The 18,847-nt window shown below is 40.2% G+C and carries 16 protein-coding genes; 9 read left to right on the forward strand and 7 right to left on the reverse strand.

The window, feature by feature from the left end; translation table 11 throughout:
* Window positions 1-93: 93 nt before the first annotated feature.
* Complete coding sequence (locus BVC88_RS05705) at window positions 94-3,489, reverse strand: hypothetical protein (protein WP_075349687.1); 3,396 nt, start codon at window positions 3,487-3,489, stop codon at window positions 94-96.
* A 259-nt stretch (window positions 3,490-3,748) separates the two neighbouring features.
* Between BVC88_RS05705 and BVC88_RS05710 the strand changes: the two genes are divergently transcribed.
* The 8 genes from BVC88_RS05710 (at window position 3,749) to BVC88_RS05745 (ending at window position 10,517) form a co-directional block, all read left to right on the forward strand.
* Entirely contained in the window at window positions 3,749-3,985 is a 237-nt protein-coding gene (locus tag BVC88_RS05710) for a beta propeller repeat protein (protein ID WP_075349688.1), read from the forward strand.
* A 251-nt stretch (window positions 3,986-4,236) separates the two neighbouring features.
* Window positions 4,237-4,464 (forward strand): DUF3820 family protein, encoded by a 228-nt coding sequence (locus BVC88_RS05715; protein ID WP_075349689.1) that lies wholly within the window; start codon window positions 4,237-4,239, stop codon window positions 4,462-4,464.
* An 838-nt stretch (window positions 4,465-5,302) separates the two neighbouring features.
* Entirely contained in the window at window positions 5,303-6,679 is a 1,377-nt protein-coding gene (locus BVC88_RS05720; RefSeq protein ID WP_083639030.1) for a purple acid phosphatase family protein, read from the forward strand.
* 97 nt (window positions 6,680-6,776) lie between these two features.
* A complete protein-coding gene (locus BVC88_RS05725) occupies window positions 6,777-7,322 on the forward strand; it encodes a DUF2911 domain-containing protein (RefSeq protein WP_083639019.1) in 546 nt (181 codons plus the stop codon).
* A gap of 11 nt (window positions 7,323-7,333) precedes the next feature.
* Complete coding sequence (locus BVC88_RS05730) at window positions 7,334-8,464, forward strand: amidohydrolase family protein (protein ID WP_075349691.1); 1,131 nt, start codon at window positions 7,334-7,336, stop codon at window positions 8,462-8,464.
* Window positions 8,465-8,579: 115 nt separating this feature from the next.
* Window positions 8,580-8,951, forward strand: a complete 372-nt coding sequence (locus BVC88_RS05735; RefSeq protein ID WP_075349692.1) for a VOC family protein — start codon at window positions 8,580-8,582, stop codon at window positions 8,949-8,951.
* A 292-nt stretch (window positions 8,952-9,243) separates the two neighbouring features.
* Entirely contained in the window at window positions 9,244-9,885 is a 642-nt protein-coding gene (locus BVC88_RS05740; protein ID WP_075349693.1) for a dienelactone hydrolase family protein, read from the forward strand.
* Between the two features lie 5 nt (window positions 9,886-9,890).
* Window positions 9,891-10,517, forward strand: coding sequence for a phosphoribosyltransferase (locus BVC88_RS05745; protein ID WP_075349694.1), 627 nt, complete (start codon window positions 9,891-9,893; stop codon window positions 10,515-10,517).
* A 78-nt stretch (window positions 10,518-10,595) separates the two neighbouring features.
* Here the strand turns inward: BVC88_RS05745 and BVC88_RS05750 are convergent, their stop codons facing one another.
* The 4 genes from BVC88_RS05750 to BVC88_RS21525 form a co-directional block, all read right to left on the reverse strand.
* Window positions 10,596-11,333, reverse strand: a complete 738-nt coding sequence (locus BVC88_RS05750) for a DUF6090 family protein (protein ID WP_075349695.1) — start codon at window positions 11,331-11,333, stop codon at window positions 10,596-10,598.
* A 90-nt stretch (window positions 11,334-11,423) separates the two neighbouring features.
* A complete protein-coding gene (locus BVC88_RS05755; protein ID WP_083639020.1) occupies window positions 11,424-12,314 on the reverse strand; it encodes an alpha/beta hydrolase in 891 nt (296 codons plus the stop codon).
* Window positions 12,315-12,440: 126 nt separating this feature from the next.
* Window positions 12,441-12,890, reverse strand: coding sequence for a CorA family divalent cation transporter (locus BVC88_RS05760; RefSeq protein ID WP_083639021.1), 450 nt, complete (start codon window positions 12,888-12,890; stop codon window positions 12,441-12,443).
* A gap of 130 nt (window positions 12,891-13,020) precedes the next feature.
* Window positions 13,021-17,163, reverse strand: coding sequence for an HYR domain-containing protein (locus tag BVC88_RS21525; RefSeq protein ID WP_083639022.1), 4,143 nt, complete (start codon window positions 17,161-17,163; stop codon window positions 13,021-13,023).
* A 643-nt stretch (window positions 17,164-17,806) separates the two neighbouring features.
* On the opposite strand from BVC88_RS21525, the gene BVC88_RS21290 reads away from it, so the two are divergent.
* Window positions 17,807-17,962: a hypothetical protein gene (locus tag BVC88_RS21290; RefSeq protein ID WP_175574381.1), complete on the forward strand. Its 156-nt coding sequence runs from the start codon at window positions 17,807-17,809 to the stop codon at window positions 17,960-17,962.
* Between the two features lie 423 nt (window positions 17,963-18,385).
* Here BVC88_RS21290 and BVC88_RS21735 read toward each other — a convergent pair whose 3' ends face one another.
* Window positions 18,386-18,670, reverse strand: a complete 285-nt coding sequence (locus BVC88_RS21735) for a CorA family divalent cation transporter (RefSeq protein ID WP_083639023.1) — start codon at window positions 18,668-18,670, stop codon at window positions 18,386-18,388.
* A 12-nt stretch (window positions 18,671-18,682) separates the two neighbouring features.
* Window positions 18,683-18,835 carry a hypothetical protein gene (locus BVC88_RS21295; protein ID WP_175574382.1) on the reverse strand — a complete coding sequence of 51 codons (153 nt, stop codon included), beginning with the start codon at window positions 18,833-18,835 and terminating at the stop codon, window positions 18,683-18,685.
* Window positions 18,836-18,847 lie beyond the last annotated feature (12 nt).

Here is an 18,847-nt window from a genome sequence, read left to right on the forward strand (position 1 = left end):
TTCAATTGTCACATGGAATCTCGCATGGTTGTCCCGAAAGCTTTCGGGACATACCAGAGTGTGACTTTTGTAGTCATGCTCGATTTCATTCTGCTACTTATTTACAAATACATGGATCTGCTCAATCTCTCCAGTCCTTTGGAAAAGCATTTGACTAAAATCCTTACCTAGTTTCAATGAAGAAATTATTTTACTCGATTCATTTTTGAAACGAAGTTCTATTCGCTCTTCATTGGATAAATGATAAAGAATCGGAACCTGACAATAGGTGAAAGCCAAAGCACCAATTGGTACGGGTATCTCCTTTGGTGAGAAATCAAGATCAATGTAGGAAAATGCTTCTTCCTGCTTTAAAAACTCATTTTTTTGCAATAAATCAGGTTTGAATTCTACAGAACCCTCCAGTACACGAACTCCCAGTTCTCCGAAACGAGTTAGAATATCCTCTTTCACCTGTCCAGTCATTCCCGGCTGCTGAGCACCTTTGCCACCGGGAGTATGGGAATATGGATCAGTTGGAAATGCTCCATAAAGCTCAGGAGACTTATGGACCCCAATCCCCTCATTGATTTCATAATAATGTTCCACCAACTGACCAATAAGTCTTTTATTGTTATTGTTTTCAATGGCCTCGATACAGCATTCCTGTGCCGCAACTACCAGTTTGGAAACCATGTGCCAATAAATAGATCCCAGTCCCTCATAGCCATAAAAAGTCCCGGATCTTCCTGTGAATGCTTTATGGTTGAAAACCTCCTCAAAAATCTTCAGAAGGGAAGTACGCTCGGCTTTTACCAATTCATCATACTTTGAATCAAGCCCATGGAGTGCTTTCTTAAGGCTTTCCGCGTTGTTGAAATTTCCATTAAAGTGAAAATCTCCCAAGACATCTTTTTCAATTATTTCTCGATTTCCTTCCTTGATTAAGCTTTGAAGTAATTTCGATTTTTCCACTGCTTTAGCCGGAATCAGATTTCGATTGACAAATAGCGGCAGTTCTTTATTAGGGTAAAGGATGTAGCTATTCTGATCCGCTCGGTATAGATTACTTTCTCTTAGCGCATCCAATACCAAAAGACTTTCTTCAGAAGAAAGGAAACCAGAACTCAAGACCGCTACTTGCCCTTCCAGCATTTCGCTTAAGTAGGAAATCGAAACTTCATTTTCATTTTCGACTGTCATCAAATTGTAGGCATGATACAAGTCGTCCGTCCTCTTATTTGCGCGGATGGAATGATCCAGATACCGAAGTGCCAATTCTGTGAATTGCTTTAGCTCTTCTAGGTCAAGGTTGGATTTTCTAGCAGAGAATCCGGAGGAATAGATTTTTGTTCTAAAAACACTTGCTGATTCACCCAATCCATCCATGATTTTTCGACGATCTTGGTCAGAAACCGGACCTGTCAACACCTGCTCATGATTGATTAGGGTATCCATTATACCCTTGAATAAATCGCCTAATTCTTCAGAAAGCGAAACCTGCTCAAGATTGGAATCATGAAGTAGATTTTGGAAAAAGGATAAAAATCTCCTCATATAGTACAAGGTGACCATCGAGACCCCATTTCCTACCAAAGCATTGTTTGCATCATTCCACTCAGGGCGCTGGGTATTCATCCAAATTCCGCCCTCTGGGATGAAATTCGATACTTTGGAAAGTACGGTTGCAAGAATCTTTTCGAGAAAATTGACTTTATAAATTTCATTTTCAGGACTAAATAAAAGCGCCCCGTCACTTCCCATTTGCTCTCGCTTTAGACGGATTTTATGATCTGACTCTTCATCGAATTCGATGGTGTCTTTGGGGTTCTTGAAAATATCCTTGTAGGGCTTGATTTTGTATGGCACATTCGCATAGACGAATAAATCGGCATTAAACAACCTTTCCAGTCCCCCTTTCTTGTGATTTTCAAGAAACTCCAAAAACTTGAGCAAATAGATAATCTGATGATCGCCCCAATAGCCGATATATGACCAAGGGTCATCAGGTTCGATCGTCTCCCAATCAAAGCCGTCTTTGGTAACACGATAAGGATTATACCCATCGAAAGTACTTGCATTCACAAACTTATGAATCATACTTTCAATATATTCCGGGTAAGAGTGAGCCAATGCTTCCCAGTTTTGAAAGATATCTCTCCAATTCCCCTGATAATCCAGGATTTTTGATCCGTCAGTTTCATCTTGGGTGTTGATGGAGAATTTGTTCCAAGGCCTACTTGGATCACCGTGTCTGCGACTGAATTTGAGCGGAAGGTATTCGAAGCATATTCTGCTGAAATCTTTATCCTTGCTTTCCCCGGCAAGTTCTATCAGCTCTTGTTGTGAAAACTTCTCCGGTAAGGCGTCTAAAACTGTTTTGCTAGAGTTAAACACCTCTTTGTTGGCCTTGGAAAAGAATTTTGAAAAGTCTGCTTTTTCGATGGTGTAATTATCATCAAAAATCCCCCCTCTCATGATATTGAACATCACATTAGCGAAGTGTCGTGAGTTTTTTCGCCTGTCTGAGGTCAATTGGATACCATCGGAAGACGCCGTCAGAGCTTTTAGATTTTGAGTACCTAAGCGAACATCCTCCTCAATTTCTTCCCGCAATTCCTTTTTTTTTCTGATCGTTTCTGATAGTTCAATCACAGCAGACGGACCTTTGTTGACATCGGCAAGGATCATCCAAGATTTTTCTCCTCCACTAGGTAGGCTGAATTCACTTTTGACAAAATAAGCTCCTCTTTCTGCTCGCACATCAGTCTCTCCTTTGATCGGAAGCCCCTTTCGGAAGCGATCCAATTGTAAAGAGGACAACAGTACTTCTGAATGATCCAATCCTAAAGACCATGCAATATTTGCTTTTAGGGCTTCGCTTGGCTCTGCTTTATCTACAATAATTGCACTGAGGGTAAAAAGTCCTAAAAGCGATTCCGGAATAAGCTCTGTTTTTTTATAAGCATCGATGAGATTACTGGAAGACTGTTGAAGATCAGGATTCACTCCATAAGGAAGCACATTTTGAATTCCATCGATGAGTTCAAGAGTAATCGGACCCTGAGAGTTGTTCACCAATTTACATTTCCTCACAAAGCCAAATTTGTTGCTTGAATTCCAGCTGTATTGGAAACTTAGCCCTAGGTCGTGATTGATCTCTTCAAAGATGATTTTATTCCCGAATTCATTTTTGTAGAGGTTTCTGCTGATGGCATAGACACCGGTATATCTTTCTGAGAAAGGCTCCCAAGTTCTTTTTTCGCCGTTCTGATGAATTCGGAAAACACTTTTGCTACCTGTGATATCATAGGAATCAGTGATCTTATCATCTGAGTAATATGGAAAAAGTGCAAAATTGTTGTTTTTCCTTCCTGCAGTCAACCCTCCATTGCTCGCAATGAACATCCAGTGATTGGAATCACTTACGATACTCATAAAAAAAGGTCTCAAAGAATCACTATTCGTGATTCTATAAAATGCTTCGTTGTTTACTAGGATATAATCCATTTAAAAGAGTTTAGGTCTGATATACCATTTATTGTATGCACTAAAATAGAGTTCAATAAATCAATTATCTTCATTTAAGTACAGAACTAAAATGGCTATCCAATATTATTTTTTTATTTGAGAACCACAAAAGCTTCGGTCTAAAACAGATTTTATAGCATAATTGATAATTTTTTTATCAAAATCGAATAAAAAACACTCATAAAAGTGTCTTTTCTCGCAGATTTTATCATATTCATGCGTTTTAAAGAATTATTAAATGCCTCAAGTCATAAAAAAAGGAAAAGAACATATTCGGATATGTCCTACCAACACTCTAAAAATTGAATACTCTGCCGATGGTGGCGAAACTTGGAACCTAAGATATATGGGTAATCCTGCAGGGCCTGGCAGTTTCACAGACTTAGAAGATGGAGGAAAAGAACTCCTTGCCACAACAGACAATGGCTCCTTCTACTCAAAGAATAAAGGTAAATCCTGGCTCAAAAGAGGATAACATCTCCTTCTTTTTGATTCTTTAGAGTCTAACTTCCGATTAAACTTATTTCAATAGAAACCAATTTTGATCAAGCTTTAAAGTCGCTAAAAGGATTTTTCAACCCTATAAAATCCTTTACTCTTTAAATTAACTTCATAATTGAATCTGTCAATTGGAGCAATTCCAAGAATTTTAACTTCTGTGGAGGGTAATTCTGTGCAAGTTGAAAAATTTAAAATAGCCTTTAAAAATCACAGGAAATTTGCGCTATGGACAAACAAATCCTTATCGATTTAGTCACTAAAACTATGCCCTATGGAAAATATAAGGGGCGTTTACTCTGTGACATCCCTGAACATTACCTAGTATGGATGCATGGACAGGGTTTTCCGGAAGGCAAACTCGGGATGTGGCTTCATACCCTATATGAAATCAGACTCAATGGTCTGGAAGGGATTTTGGTGGAATTGAGAAGGACCTATTCTAAAATTTATTAGTCATTTTGGTTCTACCCTGACTTTAATGAAAAAGCCAAATGGGTTTTAGACTAAAACTCTAAAGTATAAAGAGGGAATAGCTATTTTACTAAAGCGAAGTTTTGCATTCCGAGCTCATATAGCCAACTTCTAAAAGTTTATCTTTGTCACTTTTTGACGGCCAAAAAGTAACCAAAAAACCCCGAGCCTCAGTCTTTTCTTTCCGCTGGCAGCGTTTTCCTTGATTTATAATGAGGTGACAGCGGAATTTTGTGCTGCCTTGCGCACCTAAAAATGACACCCTCCCAAAACCTGGCCCAAGTCTAAAAATGCCTAATGGGCATTTTTTTTCACGACTTGTCCTCTCGTACCTCGGGAGCTAAGTCATTTTCTTAACGGCTTGCAAACCAGCCCAAAACCGAAAATCCAGAAAGGCTCAGCCATCCGGACACAATCCTCCGCTGATGGTTATCATAAAACAATAATTTTTCAATACTATTAAATTCGTGGTAAAACCGTCATTTTTTCATTCTGGATTCTCAATATTTTTTTCTAATCCCAGAAGCCAAGAATTAATTTCACTTAGTTCCAAAACCTAATTTTTGTATTGGTTTTTCAACTGTTTATGATTTGTTTTTTTAGAGAACATATGAAATACCCTCCCTGTATAATCATTGCCCTCCCGAAGCCAGTTCGGGACAAGTCGTGTGACAACTTTTCTCATGGGTATTTCAAGTCTTTTTTACCAAATCGTTTCGGAATTATTAGCTTTTTGAGATTGGAATAGTTTGAAGGAATTTTGCTTGAGAAAGCGGTTTATATATTCTACTTTAATACTCTTAATCAAAATTTTACCCAAATGACCACGCGCTTCTCACTAATTTTCTTTCTGGTAGCTGCATTATTTTCACTGGCTCTTTTAGCACAGGGTACCAAGACCTACAAGGAACCTAAGTTTGATTTTGACTGGAGTAATCCTACAGTTTATCCCGATCGAATCATCCTGAATATCAGCGAGGACCCAGCGCACAGTGCCAATATCACTTGGAGAACATCTACTAAAATAAAATCAGGAGTAATTGAATATACCGAAGCTTCTGCAGATCCTAGGTTCATTATGAATGCATTTAGATTGGCAGCGACCTCTACGTCATTTCAAAGTCCGGAAATAGAAGAAAACAAAGTGAAATCCATTTATCATTCGATTTCCTTAAAAAATCTAAAGCCCGCCACTACTTATGCCTACCGAGTGGGAGACAGTGAGCGCTGGAGTGAATGGTTCCAGTTTACCACCGCTTCAGAAAAAGCTGAAGAAAAATTTTCCTTCCTCTATGTCGGTGATGCCCAAAATTACATTCTTGAACTTTGGTCCCGGTTGATTCGAGAAGGATTTAAAACCGCTCCGGATGCCAAATTTTTTATTCACGCAGGCGACTTAGTCAATAACGCTCATCGGGAACAACAATGGCACGAATGGTTTACAGCAGGTGGATTTATCCATAGCATGATCCCATCTATGCCTACCCCCGGAAATCATGAATACCAACCAAAATCACCTTCCGAGGAAGCCTCCAAATACAGAAGCCTTTCGGTACAGTGGAACCCTCAGTTTAATCTACCGGAAAATGGTCCAAAAGGACTGGAAGAAACCACCTATTTCGTAGACTATCAAGATGCACGTATCATCTCTCTAAACTCAAATGTAGAACTTGAACGTCAAGCAGAATGGTTAGACAGCCTCCTTTCCAAAACCACCAAAAAGTGGATCATCCTTACCTATCACCATCCCATGTATTCCGCTTCTTCAGGTCGTGATAATCCAAAAATCAGAGAAATCTGGAAACCTATTTTTGACAAGTATCATGTGGATCTGGCTCTACAAGGTCATGATCACAGCTATGCAAGAGGTCGAGTATCACCTGGTGAAAACCTACTTGAGGGAGTAAATCTGAGAGATCAAACAGGAACTGTCTATGTAGTATCCGTCAGCGGAGGAAAGATGTATGAGGTTGGTGGAGATTGGGACGAATTTGGTGCACAAAAAGAGCGAAGTGGTGGTAACACTCAGCTTTTTCAAGTAATCACAATTGAGGGAGACCGATTGCTTTTCGAGTCTTACACGGCAATCGGGGAGCTATATGATTCGTTTGAATTGATCAAAACCCCTAACGGACCAAATAAATTTATTGAGCTTCGTGCCAATGCAATACCGGAACGGGTAAATACTAAAAAATAAAACTGAAAAGGAATATATGTGCTGAAATTCGATTTTTGCTTTCGCTTAGGATTTCAGTTAATTTTGATTAATTCATTTTTACCTAACCCCAGCTAATATGTTGAAGAAAATATTAATCGGCTTTGGAGTCTTGTTCCTAGCTTTTGTTGCATTCTTTGGTTACGGAATTTTATTTCCAACAAGTCCTCCTACTACCACAAACTTCTCAGCTCAAGGGCTAGATATTTCGGTTAACTATTCCCAACCTTCCAAAAAAGGTAGAGTGATCTTCGGGGATGAATCCTCTGGCGCTTTACAGCCTTACGGTACTTATTGGAGACTTGGAGCAAATGCTGCCACAGAAATCACATTTAGCAAGGATGTAAATTTTGCTGGACAAGCGGTAGCTGCAGGAACTTATAGAATGTATGCTGTACCAGGACCAACATCGTTTGAGATTTCCCTAAATTCAGAATTAGACGTCTTCCTGGGTGTTCAGGAGCCTGATTATTCCAAAGATGTAGTAAAAGTGAATGTGCCAGTTTCCACCCCGTCAGCAGAAGTGGAAGTATTCACAATCAGTTTTGAGGAATCCGGCTCTGAAATACTAATGAATATCGCTTGGGACAATACTTTAGTGGCTGTTCCGATCAGCGTACAATAAATCCTAATTAAATGTCTTTTTCAGCAAAAAAATGGGTACTCCTGCCAATAGGGGTACTCATTTTTCTTGGTATTACTTATTGGATTATCGGACTGATTCAATACCGCCTCAACGTGATGGATGTGGAAGAATATGATCCAATATCCACTTTGGTTGTACCGGAGCATCCACTTACCCGCGCCAAATTCCCTTTTATCGATGTACATAATCACCAATGGATCATGCCTATCCAAGATTTGGAAGATCTGGTAGCGGAAATGGATTCGCTGAATATGGGCGTAATGGTCAATCTGAGTGGTTTTAGAGGTAAAATCCTGGAATGGTCTTTAGATAATGTAGCTGAAAATTACCCAGAGCGATTTGTAGTTTTTTTGAATCTCAATTTCGAAAATCTCGATGATCCAGGCTGGCCGGAAGAGCCTTTGATGATGCTTGAAGAAGGTGTGAAACAAGGTGTGAAAGGGCTAAAGGTCTACAAAGAACTAGGTCTGAATGATCAGGATAATGATGGGAATCGGATCGCCGTCAATGACCCTCGCCTCGATCCGATCTGGGCAAAATGTGGTGAACTTAGGATTCCTGTACTGATTCATTCCGGCGAACCTCGCTCATTTTGGGAACCAAAAGACAAGTACAACGAGCGCTGGCTAGAGCTAAAGCAGTTCCCAAGTCGCTATAGAAATCCCGAGAAGCTCCCTTCCTTTGATTCCATCATGGCAGAGCAGCATGCAGTGTTTAGAAAGCATCCCAATACAAAATTCATCAATGCCCATTTGGGCTGGTATGGAAATGATTTGAAAAAGCTCGGCGAGCTAATGGACGAATTTCCAAATATGTACACCGAGATTGGGGCAGTTTTGGCAGAATTGGGAAGACAACCAAAAGCTGCAAGAGCTTTTTTCATTGCCTATCAGGATCGGATTCTCTTTGGTAAAGACACTTATAAAATGGAGGAATACTACACCTATTTCAGAGTTCTTGAGACAGAAGATGAGTATTTCGATTACTACAGAAAGCGGCATGCCCACTGGAAAATGTATGGAATGGGATTACCGGATTCCGTACTTCGGAAGGTGTATTATGAAAATGCATTGAATGTCATTCCCGGAATTGATCCAAGTATTTTTCAGAAAAAGGATTGATTTTTTGAGTCAATAGGAAGAGTTAAACTTATTTTTTTTGGCGTCGATATAGATTGGTTCTTTGGTTTTTCGCTTTCAAAGACATAATTTAATTCAACACAAACTCCCTGTAATCATGAATCTCGGCGCATTTTCCATCTCTCTTTCGGTCAAGGACCTGAAAGTTTCCAGAACTTTCTATGAAAACTTAGGCTTCAGCAAGTTTGCCGGAGGCGAAGAAATGAATTACCTGATAATGAAAAACGGAAATGCCCTCGTCGGGCTTTTTCAGGGGATGTTTGAAGGAAATATCTTGACCTTCAATCCAGGCTGGGATGAAAATGCACAACCTGTACAAAACTTTGACGACGTACGGGTAATCCAAAAATCCGTGAAATCCAAAGGCATCAAACTTGAAAGCGAAGCCGATGAGTCTGGCCAAGGTCCTGCATCCTTTGTAGTGAAGGATCCAGACGGGAATATGGTGCTGATTGATCAGCATGTTTAAAAAAAGAAAAGCCATTCTGCACAGCACTTCAGAAGGGCTTTTTTCATGTTCCCTTTAGCTTACCAGATCAGCACTTCATTCTCTGATCTCCTTGTATTGTCGCAGAACAGCTCGAGCCTTTCCGACAATCTGATTTTCATATCTATTGGTGTTTACCCTTCCCCTGAAGACTCTCCTTTGGGTTGATGAAAATCATATTTATTATCATTTTGAAGTCTTATTTTTAAAAATGCTCTAGGCTGTTAATGCTTGGTTGGATTCAGGTTGATTAATGATTTTTAATTCAACAATCATGGGAAATAAAACTGAAATGGAAATCCCTCTAAAAGGTCTTAACCTGAAGGGAATTTTAAGAAAAGCTGATAATCCCCAGGGGATCATTATTTTTTGTCATGGAAGTGGAAGCAGCAGGCTTAGCAGTAGGAATAATTTCGTTGCAGACCTATTACTTGAGGCGGGGTATTCTTCACTATTATTTGATCTACTTACAGAGGAAGAAGATCTGATTTATGAAAACAGATTTAACATTGATCTTTTGACGCGACGCTTGGTTGGGGTTACTGAGTTTATTGTAAAAACAGAAGATCTGGCAAAGTTACCAATAGGATATTTTGGGGCAAGTACCGGTGCAGCTTCGGCACTATTTGCAGCTGCGGCTTTGGGTCAGAAGATAGGAGCTGTAGTCTCCAGAGGAGGAAGACCGGATATGGCCATGCCTGTTCTAAGTAAAATAGGAGTCCCCACCCTATTAATCGTTGGAGGAGATGATCATGAAGTGATTGAATTAAATCAAAAAGCTTTTGACGAATTGGAGTGTATTAAAAAATTAGAAATCGTTGATGGGGCAACTCACCTATTCGGAGAACCTGGAAAACTTGAGGAAGTTGCGCAATTAACGATTGATTGGTTTGATACTTATTTACTGAAAAAATAACAGAGATGAAGTTTAAGAACAGAGATGAAGCCGCCTTACTATTAGCCGAAAAATTAAATGGATATAAAGACGGAAATGCTGTGGTCTTGGCCATTCCCAGAGGCGGCGTACCTCTTGGTTATGTAATCGCCAAACAGCTTGATCTACCACTAGAAATTGTGCTCTCTAAAAAAATCGGACACCCAAATCATAAAGAATATGCTATCGGGGCTGTCACACTTAAAAGTAGAATTCTCAGCGAGGCTGCCAAGGATGTGTCAAAAAATTACATTGAATCAGAAACTGAAAAAATCCGAGAAAACCTCAGAAAGCGCCATCATGAATTTTGTGGTGATAAAAAAGAGTTAAATCTGCAAGGCAAAATCTTAATTGTGGTAGATGATGGTATCGCTACAGGTAATACGATTTTGTCCACTGTAGAAATGCTACATGATCAAAAACCAGATAAAATAGTGATTGCTGTTCCTGTATCTCCACCTAGTGCCATTATAAATTTACAAGCCTCCCCTTTTGTTGATGAAGTTATTTGCCTGTTCACACCCTTTGATTTTAGAGCGGTTGGACAATTCTATGAGGATTTTGGTGAAGTAAATGATGAACAGGTTAAGCAGTTTTTGGAACTGGCGAATTGATTAATGAGAATTATTCAATACTATTTCCCATATCAAAGAGCCTCCAGCTTAGAATTAATAGCGTCTAGAACTTCCCGTTCATTGATTTTTTAAAAATTGTGCGATTTCCAAATGGAGCATATTTGCATTTTTCTTATTCCGATTCAGGGTTCTTTCAATCGAATAGGCATAGGTCAATTCCTGATTAATCAATCCATGAAATTCATCCGATTTTATTCCTTCAAGAATTCTTGGAATTTCCCTTTCATAGACCATTTCCGGGAATTGGGGATTATATGCTTTTAATGAGTTGAAATAAGTAGCATAATCACTCCTGATGTTTTCTGAATAGTTTCTGATAAAGTCTTTATTGTTATAATAATCCACAATGTGAGTCCGGATGCTGTCGTCTAAGATTAAGCTGAGATTACCTGTACTTATCATTTCCTGATAAGTTCTGGAAGAGCCTTCGAAAGATGCTCTACTATTCACTCCGCCAAATCCCACTTCATTGATAAAACCCAGCGTATCCACTGGAATAAAATCACCGAGAATGTACTCCTTCGCCAATTCAAGACTTTCAATTTTTCGGGTTCTATTTCTAAACCAAGTCCTTTCCAAATTGACAGAGTCATTGACAAGTTCTGCTTCTAAATTCCTTAAATATTTAAGTTCCTTAGACCTGCTTTTCGTTGCTTCATTCCAATTATTGATGTTCAGAGCAATCAATATCCCGATTACTACCAGCACAATTTCTCCGATTGCATAAATCAGGTATCGGGTAAATTTATTTTCAGCCAGCATTTTCTCACGAATTTTTCTAAAAAATTTAATCATTCAAGTTCAAGTGATTACGGTTAAGAATTAGTAGAATTTGCAATTTCCAATAGATATTAGAAGGTGTTTCCATGAAGGGTATTTAAGTGTCTATTTTTTTCCAAACCCAGCTTTGATATACTCCACCGCTTTTAGATGAGCGGAAGTTTCTTGTGAAACTGAGCCCCAAGTCATCACATCATGACCAACTCCTTCATGCATGAAGCTTTCGGTAAGTATTCCTTCATTTTTTAATTTCAACATGAACAACTCCTCCTCAGCTCTTGAAATCTCAAATTCTCCTCGAATATTGAAAGTTGGCGGTAAATCTCCCAGATTTTTAGCCCAAAGCGGTGAACCATAGTCACTTCTCACTTGATCCTGATTATCAAAGTATAAATCCTTACAGGCTGACCAAGAAGACCCTCCCCCATCAATGGCGGCATAGACAAGTAGTTGAAAAGAGAATTTGGGGCTTTCTTTTGTATCTCTCGCCCTTAAAGTGATTGCTGCTGCAAAATACGCTCCGGCACTTTCTCCGGAAATGGCAAAGTTTGCCGTATCCAAACTAAGTTCATTAGCATGATTCCATAACCAGTCCGACACTTCATACACATCATCATGAGCAGTTGGATATTTATTTTCTGGTCCCAATCGGTAATCAATTGCAATGACGGTCACATCACCTTTCAAAGCTAAATATCTGCTTATCTCATCGTGACTGTCCAGACTTCCTGCAACCCAACATGCGCCATGCACATAGATTAAGGTAGGTTTTAAGCCTTCACTTTTTGGCCTATAGATTCGTATATCCACCTCACGACCAGGTAAAGGTATTGTCTGATCAGAGATCAAAAGATCGAATTGCGAGGCAGCTGGTTTTATCCCCTCTACCTGTGCCCGAAATTGGTTAATACTTTCTGGTGTAGACAACCAAGCCTCCTGAGCGATTAGCATGGAAGGAATAGCTAGTAGAAAAAGGATGATTGTGACTATTTTCATGCGTGTTTATTTTAGGATTTAGTCCCATGTGATTTTGACCCGATTTGATCCTGTTTTTTAATTTTTCAGGGCTTTAATAATATATTTTAGAGAAATTTTATTTTAATGTACGGTTTTCTTATTTCTTCAAAGCCACTTTTTCCTTCTGAAATAAATCAGCATCGAAAATGCAACTACTAGCATCACTCCCCACATGATATAATAACTATATTGATAATGGAGCTTGGGGACGTTGTTAAAATTGGTTCCATAGATTCCCGCAATAAAGGTCAAGGGAATAAAAACTACGGAAAAGACCGTCAGAAATTTCATGATATCATTGAGCTTGCTGCTAATGGTAACATGGTAAATATTCAACTGATCGGATAAAATCTCCCGGTAACTATCCGAGGAATCACTGGCCTGACTGATATTATCCTGAAGCTCCTTGAAGTGAACATAGGTGCTTTCGGTGATCAGTTCAGACTCCATTTTAGCCAGGGAAAAAATCATTTCTTTCGCAGGTTTGATGTTTCTCCGAATGAAATTTAATTCGCGCTTATAGTTATTGATTTCATTGATTGGATCGAACATCATGTTTTAGAAGGCACAAGCCTATTCCCTATTCATCAATAAGTTTCACTTATTCCAATCCCTTTAAGTTCCAAACCACATAAAAAAAGCCTCTCCTTTTAAAAGGAGAGGCTTTCGCGTTAAGAATTCAATTTTACTTTTTGATCAATCTCTTATTCATAACCAGTTCACCGGTTTGCACCTGAACTGTATAGAGTCCTGAACTCAAGTGACCTATATTTATCTGATATACAGAGTTTCCACTTTGAATGCCATCTTCTTCATAAACCAGTCTACCGACTGCATCAAAGATTCTGATTCCCACATTCACTGTTTGATCCAATTCAACTTCAAGAGTCACATCAGATTCCGCTGGGTTAGGGAACATGTTGAAGTCTCCAAATCTAGGCTCTCTGCTTAGCTCAATTTCTCTTTCGATGGTCTGGCCAGCTCTGTCAGTACTAAAGACGGTGAATCTTGCTGTTAAAGGAATTGCAGTACCCTTCCAGATCAGCGAATTTCCAGCCAAGTCAAAATCAGAATTCTCAGCGATGGAATAGGTATGCTGATCATCTACAGGATCAATCGTTCTCAGATCACCGATGACGCTTCCGTCTTTGATGTCTCTTCGCATGATCGAATTACTCAGCTCGATACCTGTTGGCAAAGGCTTATCCGCTACTAGCACATTCACAGTGATCGGTTCTTCAAGCTCAAACCATTCGTTTTCTACCAGCTCAGTTTGAAGCTTATAGAATCCAGACTGGAGCCCATTGTAAGATTCGGTATTAACGTTTAGTTTGACATCTTTTCCTTCAAACCAATCAGAACTCATTTCAGAGATCTTCTTCTCAATCACCTCAACTGGAGTGTTCCAAGGAACCGCTACCAAGTCTGCAACAACTCTCTTGTTGCTTCTGCCTTTTGCCTGGTGGATTGTAATTGATCCTCCACCCAAGATTGTCGAAGCATCCGAGTTATCATCAGTTCCCAGACCGTTGTCATAAATGATTCCTGAGTCTCCCCAGATTTTAATTCTGAATTCATCCGGAGCAGATCCACCGTTATAGTCTCCATCTAGTGCAACCAAAGTGAACCTAAAGCCCGGAACATCATTGATGGTTCCTTCGCCTCTGTATGTAGCTTTCTTACCGGAAATCACCAAGGTACCAGATTCATGGAAAGTAGACTTGAATTTTAAGTCACCAGCCTTGAATTGGAAGTCAGTGTTACCATCTACTTGATTAGAGCCTTTCTTGTACTTGGAAACAAACCCGAAGTTGGCTTTTCCGGTCAAGCTTTCATCCGCTTTGTAAGCACCTGCGGGTGACATAATCCAGCCGCCACCGGATACAAAGTTCCCATTAGGATCATATATTGGCAAATAGGCCACAGATTCAACGAGTCCTGTACATTCAACTATAGTCGCTGATACTTTATAGACAACTGGTAGGCTGCCTAAGTCAGAAGCTAAAACAGTGATTGTTGCAATACCGGAAGCATCGGTTAAATCAGTATCCACATAAGCTCCATTATTTAAGGAGAATGTTACCTCTACTCCCTCAACAGCCGGTGATACAGTTGCTTTTAGAACAGCATCACTTCCTAAAGGAACAGGAGTGCCCGACTCAGAAGCATCAATAGTCAGAGGTATATTATCACTGATATTCACCGTGGCATTGGCATTGGACATATTGCCAGCCGCATCGGTCACAGATACCGAAACTACATTGTCTCCTAGATTGTCGCAATCAAAGGTGAATGCTGCTGGGCTAAATACCACACCACTACAGTTATCCGTTGCAGCAAAAATATCAGTAGCTAGTAGCGTGACCGTATTTGTCAAGCCAAGTACTGCCGTTGGTGTCGGCGAAATCACCGTGATCACTGGAGCTTCTGCATCTACCACGGTTATGGTGAAGCTTTTTTGCTCAGCTGAATTACCTGCTGCATCCACGGCATCTACAGTCACCGTAGTAGTTCCTATCGGGAAGGAGGTATTTGGATCCTGACTATAGCTGATAGTAGTACCCGGGCAATTATCAGAAACAGTCGCACTAAAGTCAACTATGGCACCACACTGGCCAGCATCATTATTTATAGTTACAGGAATAGCCGGAATAGCGGTGATTACCGGAGCTTCTGCATCAACCACAGTTATGGTGAAGCTTTTTTGCACTGCTGCATTACCTGCTGCATCCACCGCATCAACCGTCACGGTGGTAGTTCCTATCGGGAAGAGGGTGTTTGGATCCTGACTATAGCTGATGGTAGTACCCGGGCAATTATCAGAAGCAGTCGCACTAAAGTCGACTATGGCACCACACTGGCCAGCATCATTATTTATAGTTCTAGAAGCCGGAATGGCGGTAATTACCGGAGCTTCTGCATCAACCACAGTTATGGTGAAGCTTTTTTGCACTGAAGCATTACCAGCTGCATCTGTGGCATCTACAGTCACGGTGGTAGTTCCTATCGGGAAGGAGGTGTTTGGATCCTGACTATAGCTGATGGTAGTACCCGAGCAATTATCAGAAGCAGTCGCACTAAAGTCAACTATGGCACCACACTGGCCTGGATCATTATTTATAGTTCTAGAAGCCGGAATGGCGGTAATTACCGGGGCAGTTTTGTCTTGTACGACAACCTCTGCAGTGGCTCTGGCGGAGGCCCCTTTACTATCGGTAACGGTTATCTCAACCCGAGTTCTCCCCAAAGGGTAAGGCCCTAGCGGACTCAGGCTAAAGCTAATATCATCGCCATCGGGATCGAATGAGCCGTTATCAAAATCAGTAGCAGTGGCAGTACCTTGGCAATTGGCATCGGCAGTCACGAAAAAATTTGCTGCTTGAGCTGTAGGTGGCTGGTTACATACGCCGTTCGGGTCGGTTATGGTCACCGTATAGGATGCAGAGGCTTTATTCCCTGCAAAGTCTTCAAAAGTTAAACTGATTCTGATAGTACCGACATTAGCACAAGTATAAACTTCTCCATTAGAAACAATAGGGGGTTCAAATTCACAGTTATCATACTGTGAAACAAGTACTCCGTTAGTAGTGGGATCGGCATCTGCTGTTCCATCAGGCCCGATTGTTAAAAATACGTCCTTAACCACTAAAACTGGAGGTGTAGTATCTTCTACAGTAATAGTCGTCGAAGCCGTGCTAGAGGCTCCTTTGCTATCGGTAACGGTTAAGGTAACAGGTGTAACGCCTAATGGGTAAGGCCCTGCAGGAGCTATACTGAAGCCAAGCACATCGCCATCGGGGTCGGTAGAACCGCCATCAAAGTCAGTAGCTACTGCAACTGCCTGGCAGTTTTCACCGGCTGATAAAACCAGCGGTTTAGCTACTGCTAAGGGTGAACTATTAGGATTCAAAATAAAAATGACTTTGCCATTACTTCCGTTACCACCACCCTGTGAACCTGCACTAATAGTTATGTTAGTTCCAATATTACTTACGAAGGAGCCACCGCCGCCGCCGTTTGTTATACTAGTATTAAATGTTCCTCCACCTCCAAAGGCCCCTCCACCTCCACTATAGCCACCACCACCACCACCACCGCCACCAAAACCAGCATCGATACCGATTCCTCCGGTACCACCTTTCAGGATTCCTCCCCCTACTCCAGGACCGGCGCTTGGTAAATCAACTATATTAAGGGAATTATCTCCGTTTGCTCCACCGCTTAGATAACCACCTCCGCCTGCGCCTCCGTAAGCATCAGCGTTACTTTCACTTATCCAACCTCCACCTTGTCCTCCGCTACCATTTGAACCGCCAGGAATCGCAGGGTTGCCACCTGAAGTACCACCTGTCGTTGTATTAGTTCCACCAAAGCCAGGACCAGTGCCGCCGCTACCGCCTCCTCCACCTGCGATAACCAAAGGATTACTCATAAAGTATACAGCAGAAGCATCGCCTCCTCCAGGAGCTATGCTCAAGATTGAAATTCCATTAGCCCCTACTTTCGGCAGTGTTGCATTTGGTCCAGCGGCACCAATTCTCAATTCTAGAACATCACCAGGATTAACGGAGAATGTACCAATCGCAGTTGCTCCTTTTCCTCCGCTGACGATCGTACTACCCAATATGCTTCCTCCATCTGCTCCCAAGACCTCAATTGCTACACTAGTCACCCCACTAGGGATAATATATTGTTGAATAGGACCACCTGAATAATCGAAATTTTGTGTTTGATTTATAATTTGCCCCTGCGTAGTAGGAATTAACCATAAAATTAAAATAAACAGCACGCATACTTTGAGGCCGATTCTGAGTAAATTTCCTGTCATTTTTTCTGAATTTTATTGTAAATATTTTATTAAACAACCCTTCACATCTACCCTATCGGAAAAGTTTTCGTTAGAAAAAATGGATCTATTGAGAAGCGATAATAAGGTCAATTGTCCCTTACCAAAAAACTAATCACGGACGAAAGTATGTATAAAATGTTCGAACGAATCGTTTTATTCTCCGAATGAAATAAACTCCCATCGGCAAAGCCCCCCTCCTAGTTGCTACTGACAAAGAATACCTTTCAACGCAAAGTTAGACTTCAACCCAATTAGAAGTAAGTGCTATATAGAATCTTGAAAGAAGGGTAATCAGAAAACCTAAGTACAGGATAAAAAAGATCTGGCTTTCATCGACCATGAAGCTGGACTCGATTATTCCTTCAACTCATGATCTATTTGACTTATAGTCTTTTTAGTTTTTCCCGCAAACCATAGTAAGATGCCAGCATAGTCTCCCTTAAAAAAATGTTAGTAATCGGGGCTTTTTTAAAATCACAATTTTCAAATATGCCTTCATCAGTGATAGGCTCAGCATCCCCCAAATTGCTACAATTTTAAGGCCTTTGAAACTTCTGGTATAAATACTTCATTTTGAAAAGTGTGGTCATCTTACTTTTCAAAGTCCATCAAGTTTGCGAAAGTGAACGAGTACAAAGTAGTGATGGCTTGCCTCAATGAGGCATTGGATATGATTTCTAATCCACACGCTTTAAGATTTTCAAATGCACTGGTAGTTGGGAGCGTCCTGGCGGTAAATATGAGATTGCTGAAATGGTATTTTAAAGAACCTGAATAGTCAATTTCTTATTGAGATAGCTTAAAAAATTTCATTAGACTTTAACCTTTGGTCATTAAAGTCAATATTGAAATGGACATCGGGTAGGTCTAACTGGAGATTATTTCGGATTTCAGTGAGGTATTTCTATTCAATTTTTTTGGTTTGTACTTCAGTATTCCAATTATTAATCTGAACAGCAAACAAAATTCCAATCACCTCCAAGATGATTTCACCTATAGCATACTTGAGGTATTTTCCAGCTTTGCCACTGTAGAGTAATTGCTGCCTGATTTTCTAAAAAATTTGATCATGATTTTTTTAAGTTATACTAATCGTAAAACTATTGTCTTATTTTAAAGAATTGCAAAGGCTGTTTTTAATCTGTTTATAAACTAAATATGCCAATCCTGTTCAGATGAACACTTAGGGTTTCTTATTTCTTCAAAGCCACTTTTTCCTTCTGAAATAAATCAGCATCGAAAATACAACTACTAGCAACACTCCCCACATGATATAATAACTATATTGATAATGGAGCTTGGGGACGTTGTTAAAATTGGTTCCATAGATCCCCGCAATAAAGGTCAGAGGAATAAAGACTACGGAACAAACCGTCAGAAATTTTATGATATAATTGAGCTTACTGCTAATGGTAACATGGTAAATATTCAACTGATCGGATAAAATCTCCCGGTAACTATCCGAGGAATCACTGGCCTGACTGATATTATCCTGAAGCTACTTGAAGTGAACATAGGTGCTTTCGGTGATCAGTTCAGACTCCATTTTAGCGAGGGAAAAAATCATTTCTTTCGCAGGTTTTATATTTCTCCGAATGAAATTTAATTCGCGCTTATAGTTATTGATTTCATTGATTGGATCGAACATCATGTTTTAGAAGGC

The organism is Algoriphagus marinus, assembly GCF_001936475.1.
Lineage (GTDB): Bacteria > Bacteroidota > Bacteroidia > Cytophagales > Cyclobacteriaceae > Algoriphagus > Algoriphagus marinus.

What these genes read in the sequence shown, in the direction of transcription:
- BVC88_RS21295 (WP_175574382.1), bottom strand. Translation starts at nt 18,835, where the DNA reads ATGATGTTCGATCCAATCAATGAAATCAATAACTATAAGCGCGAATTA.
- BVC88_RS05740 (WP_075349693.1), top strand. Translation starts at nt 9,244, where the DNA reads ATGGGAAATAAAACTGAAATGGAAATCCCTCTAAAAGGTCTTAACCTG.
- BVC88_RS05755 (WP_083639020.1), bottom strand. Translation starts at nt 12,314, where the DNA reads ATGAAAATAGTCACAATCATCCTTTTTCTACTAGCTATTCCTTCCATG.
- BVC88_RS05725 (WP_083639019.1), top strand. Translation starts at nt 6,777, where the DNA reads ATGTTGAAGAAAATATTAATCGGCTTTGGAGTCTTGTTCCTAGCTTTT.
- BVC88_RS05730 (WP_075349691.1), top strand. Translation starts at nt 7,334, where the DNA reads ATGTCTTTTTCAGCAAAAAAATGGGTACTCCTGCCAATAGGGGTACTC.
- BVC88_RS05745 (WP_075349694.1), top strand. Translation starts at nt 9,891, where the DNA reads ATGAAGTTTAAGAACAGAGATGAAGCCGCCTTACTATTAGCCGAAAAA.
- BVC88_RS21525 (WP_083639022.1), bottom strand. Translation starts at nt 17,163, where the DNA reads ATGACAGGAAATTTACTCAGAATCGGCCTCAAAGTATGCGTGCTGTTT.
- BVC88_RS05710 (WP_075349688.1), top strand. Translation starts at nt 3,749, where the DNA reads ATGCCTCAAGTCATAAAAAAAGGAAAAGAACATATTCGGATATGTCCT.
- BVC88_RS05720 (WP_083639030.1), top strand. Translation starts at nt 5,303, where the DNA reads ATGACCACGCGCTTCTCACTAATTTTCTTTCTGGTAGCTGCATTATTT.
- BVC88_RS05705 (WP_075349687.1), bottom strand. Translation starts at nt 3,489, where the DNA reads ATGGATTATATCCTAGTAAACAACGAAGCATTTTATAGAATCACGAAT.
- BVC88_RS05715 (WP_075349689.1), top strand. Translation starts at nt 4,237, where the DNA reads ATGGACAAACAAATCCTTATCGATTTAGTCACTAAAACTATGCCCTAT.
- BVC88_RS05735 (WP_075349692.1), top strand. Translation starts at nt 8,580, where the DNA reads ATGAATCTCGGCGCATTTTCCATCTCTCTTTCGGTCAAGGACCTGAAA.
- BVC88_RS05760 (WP_083639021.1), bottom strand. Translation starts at nt 12,890, where the DNA reads ATGATGTTCGATCCAATCAATGAAATCAATAACTATAAGCGCGAATTA.
- BVC88_RS05750 (WP_075349695.1), bottom strand. Translation starts at nt 11,333, where the DNA reads ATGATTAAATTTTTTAGAAAAATTCGTGAGAAAATGCTGGCTGAAAAT.